Source organism: Pseudomonas haemolytica (assembly GCF_009659625.1).
Taxonomy (GTDB): domain Bacteria; phylum Pseudomonadota; class Gammaproteobacteria; order Pseudomonadales; family Pseudomonadaceae; genus Aquipseudomonas; species Aquipseudomonas haemolytica.
Window position 1 is genome coordinate 13,131 of sequence record NZ_VOIW01000002.1, and the last position, 4,226, is coordinate 17,356.

General features: G+C 60.7%; 2 protein-coding genes. Both read right to left on the reverse strand.

Annotated elements, in window-relative coordinates; all coding sequences use genetic code 11:
* Positions 1-389: 389 nt before the first annotated feature.
* Positions 390-2,348 carry a MacB family efflux pump subunit gene (locus FRT59_RS06370; RefSeq protein WP_153870718.1) on the reverse strand — a complete coding sequence of 653 codons (1,959 nt, stop codon included), beginning with the start codon at positions 2,346-2,348 and terminating at the stop codon, positions 390-392.
* A 3-nt stretch (positions 2,349-2,351) separates the two neighbouring features.
* Positions 2,352-3,503, reverse strand: a complete 1,152-nt coding sequence (gene macA / locus FRT59_RS06375; RefSeq protein ID WP_153839337.1) for a macrolide transporter subunit MacA — start codon at positions 3,501-3,503, stop codon at positions 2,352-2,354.
* Positions 3,504-4,226 lie beyond the last annotated feature (723 nt).

Genomic DNA, 4,226 nt, shown 5'->3' on the forward strand with positions numbered 1-4,226 from the left:
CAAAAGTAACCAAAAGGCTCTTGCCCCACCACTCGGCACCTCGCCTAGGCTCGGTGTGCCCGTAATCCGACATTGATTTGGGGGGCCGCCATCGGGGGCAAGCCCCCTCCCACAGTTTGATCTCCACACATCAGGTAAATATTCACCTGCTTTTGCTCTGCTTTTGACTTGGCTTTTGATCTCAGGCGCCCCGTTAAACCACGCTGGCCGAGCGCAGGCTTGAATTCGTGGGTAACCCGGCAGGACGGCGGCCCACGGATTCAAGCCGGAGTGTCCTTCCAAAAGTGAGCCGCTGTAAGAGCGGCCCCCTAAGTGGCCGTTACCTAAATAACGGATATGTACTCGGTCAAACCCCCTCCCACATTCGAGCTTCATCGGCCGGCAGGGGATCAGTCCCGAGCCAACGCCTCTATGGGGTCCAACCGCGCCGCATTCCTCGCCGGCACAAACCCAAACACAATGCCGATCAACGTTGAACAGGCAAACGCGGTAATGATCGAACCCACGGAAAACACCATTTCCCACTCCTTCACAAACAGCGAAAACAGATAGCCGATGGCATAGGACAACGAGATCCCGATGATCCCGCCGATCAAACACACCATCACCGCCTCTACCAGGAACTGCTGGCGAATATCCGACTGGCGTGCACCCACGGCCATGCGGATGCCAATTTCGCGGGTCCGCTCGGTGACCGACACCAGCATGATATTCATCACGCCAATGCCGCCCACCAACAATGAAATCACCGCGATCAACGACAGCAGCAGCGCCAGGGAACGGCTGGTTTTCTGCACCGTCTGCATGATGCTGTCGAGGTTGTTGGTGAAGAAGTCCTTGGTGCCGTGCCGTTGCAGCATGAGCTTGTTGACGTTGTCTTCCACCACCTTGCTCGGCTGGCCGTCCTTGATGCGCACGGTGATGCTGTCCAGATGGCGCTGGCCCAATAAACGTCCCGCCGCGGTTTCATAGGGCACCCACACGTTCAGCGCCTTGCTGGCGGCGAACATGTTTTTATTGTCCGCCGTCACCCCGATCACCGTGCACGGCAGGTTGCCCACCAGGATCACCTGGCCCAGCGGGTCGATGTTCGGCCCGAACAATCGGTGCCGGGTATTGTGATCGATCACCACCACCTGGGCCTGGCGCCGCGCATCGCTTTCACTGAAGGCTATGCCGGCTTCGAGCTTGAGGCCCTTGACCTTGAAGTAGCGATCGCTCACCCCATTGACCTGGGCATCCAGGTCGATATTGCCGAAGCGCAGCAGCAGGTTGCGCCCCACCACCGGCGTGGCGCTGTCGACGTAATACAGCTGGTTCAACGCGTCCACATCCGAGGGCATCAAAGTCTCGATGGCCGACGCGCGACTGTCGCCAAAACTGGTGCCGGAAAAGATATCGATGGTGTTGCTGCCGATCGCCTGGATGTCCTTGAGCACATAGCGCTTGGCCCCCTCGCCGATGGCCGAGATCGACACCACCGAGGTGATGCCGATGACGATGCCGAGCATGGTCAGCAAGGTGCGCATGCGATGGGAAATCAGCGCCACCCAGGCCATGTTGAAGGCTTCCTTGAACAACCCCAGGCTCGCCACCAGGCGCCGCGCGCCGTTGCGCCTGGGCTCGATCGGCGCTTCACTGGGCAATTCCAGGTCGGCGCTGTCATTGGCCTTGTCACTGATGATCTCGCCGTCACACACCTCGACGATACGCTGGGCATTGGCTGCGACCTTGGGGTCATGGGTGACGATAATCACCGTGTGCCCGGCCGCGTGCAGCTCGGCGAGGATGCGCATCACTTCCTTGCCGCTGTGGGTGTCGAGGGCGCCGGTGGGTTCGTCGGCTAGGATGACTTCGCCGCCGTTCATCAAGGCCCGCGCAATACTCACCCGCTGCTGTTGCCCGCCGGACAGCTGGCTCGGACGGTGGCTGGTGTGGCTCGACAGGCCCAGGCGTGCCAGCAGCTCACTCGCACGGCTGTGACGCTGGCTCTGCGGTAAGCCTGCGTAGATAGCCGGCATTTCCACGTTGTGCAATGCGCTCAGGTGCGCGAGCAAATGGTAGCGCTGGAAGATAAAGCCGAAGTAATCGCGCCGCAGCTCTGCCAGTTGCTCATCGCCCAGGGAGCGGGTTTCGATGCCGTTGATCTTGTAGCTGCCCGCAGTGGCGTAATCCAGGCCGCCGAGGATGTTCATCAGGGTCGATTTACCCGACCCGGAGGCGCCGATGATCGCGAGCATTTCCCCGGCATGAATGGTCAGGTCGATGCCCTTGAGTGCAATGAATTCACGCTCGCCGGCCATGAAGCTGCGGGTGATGCCCTTGAGTTCCAGCAGGGGTTGGGTCATGGCTCAGTTCCCCGCCACGGCAGGCGTGGCGTCGCCGATCACCACCTTGTCGCCCTCGACCAGGCCGTCGAGAATCTGCACCTTGACGTTGTTATTGATACCGGTCTTGACGTTACGCGCTACCGCCTTGCCCTTGGCATCCAGCACGCGCACCGAGTAGCTGCCATCGGCATTGCGCGCCCCCAGCGCCGCTACCGGCACCATCAGCGCGGCCTGGGCGGTGTCGAGCACGATGCGCACCTGGGCAGTCATGGCGATGCGCAGGCGGTGGTCGGGGTTGGGCACGTCGAACAACGCGTTATAGAACACCGCGGTGTTCTGCTTGGGCGTGCCGGCGGTCTGGGTTTCGAGGAAGTTCTGCGGCGCCGGCTCAGTGCCGCGCAGCTTGGCGTAATAGCGTTTATCCGCCTCGCCGAGGATGGTGAAGTACACCTGCTGGCCAGGGCTGATATGAATCACATCGGCTTCCGAGACTTGGGCCTTGACGGTCATGGTGTCCAGGTCCGCCAGCTTGAGCAGTACCGGCGCCAACTGGCTGGCGATCACGGTCTGGCCTTCCTGAGTGACGATGCCCACCACGTCGCCATCGATGGGCGCGTTGATACGGGTGTAGGCCAGGTTGACCTTGGCGGTGTCGATCTGGATGTGCGCGCTTTTGATCTGCGCATCCAGGGACAGCAGGTTGGCTTGCTGCACCTGGAAGCTCGATTCGGCATCTTCGAAGTCCTGGCGCGACACGGATTCATCCACCTGCAGGCCCTTGTAGCGTTCGTACACTGACTTGGCCTGCCTGAGCTGAGCCGCCGTGGCGCGGCGTTGGGCCTGGAGGTTCTCTTCATCGACCTGGGCTTTGCGCAGGGTGTTTTGCAGGATCAACGGGTCGATTTCGGCCAGCCACTGGCCCTTTTTCACCTTGTCGCCGACTTTGACCTTCAGCGACTTGAGCTGGCCGGAGACCTGGGCGCCAACGTCGACTTGCTTGATGCCTTCGAGCAGGCCGGTGGCCAATACCGCGTTTTCGATATCGCCGCGTTCGGCGCTGGCGGTGAGGTATTGGGGGGCGTCGGCCGGGGCCTGGACGGTGTAAATGACCAGGCCGATGGTTATGGCCAAGATTGCAAGTATGCCGATTTTGCGGAATTTAGACGTTTGCATAGTGGGCTTCTTGATTGAGTACATATCCGTTACCCGGGTGAACGCGGCTTACAATGTGGGAGGGGGCTTGCTCCCGATGGCGGCCTGACAGCCGACCAGAATGTTGGATCAGACCGAGTACATATCCATTGCTGCGGTAACGGCTGCTATGGGTTCCGCTCTTACAGCGGCTCACTTTTGAAAAGCCCAAAAGTAAGCAAAAGGCTCTTGCCCCACCACTCGGCACCTCGCTTAGGCTCGGTGTGCCCGTAATCCGACATGGATTTGGGGGGCCGCCTGAGATCAAAAGCAGAGCAAGATCAAGAGCGGCTCGCTTCGTATCGTGGTTACCGGCGGCCACTACAAGGCGGTGTAAATACCCATGGCTATCGGGGGCAAGCCCCCTCCCACATTTCTTACGGTACCCGGCCTCACCAACCGGTCGGCTATAAGGCCGCCGCGCTTTGCTTTTGATCTGGAATCGCCCCGTTAAACCACGCTGGCCGAACGCAGGTTTTGGAGCGTGGGCAACCCGGCAGGACGCCGGGTTAGCCGCACTGGGCCAGGGATGGCCCATTGCGGCGGCCCACGCTCCAAAGCCTGCGTTCGGGCACACCGAGCCTAGGCGAGGTGCCGAGTGGTGGGGCGAAGGCCTTTTGGTTACTTTTGGGCCTTTCCAAAAGTGACCCGCTGTAAGAGCGGAACCATAAGTCGCCGTTACCGCAGCAACGGATATGCCCCCAC

What these genes read in the sequence shown, in the direction of transcription:
- macA (WP_153839337.1), bottom strand. Translation starts at nt 3,503, where the DNA reads ATGCAAACGTCTAAATTCCGCAAAATCGGCATACTTGCAATCTTGGCC.
- FRT59_RS06370 (WP_153870718.1), bottom strand. Translation starts at nt 2,348, where the DNA reads ATGACCCAACCCCTGCTGGAACTCAAGGGCATCACCCGCAGCTTCATG.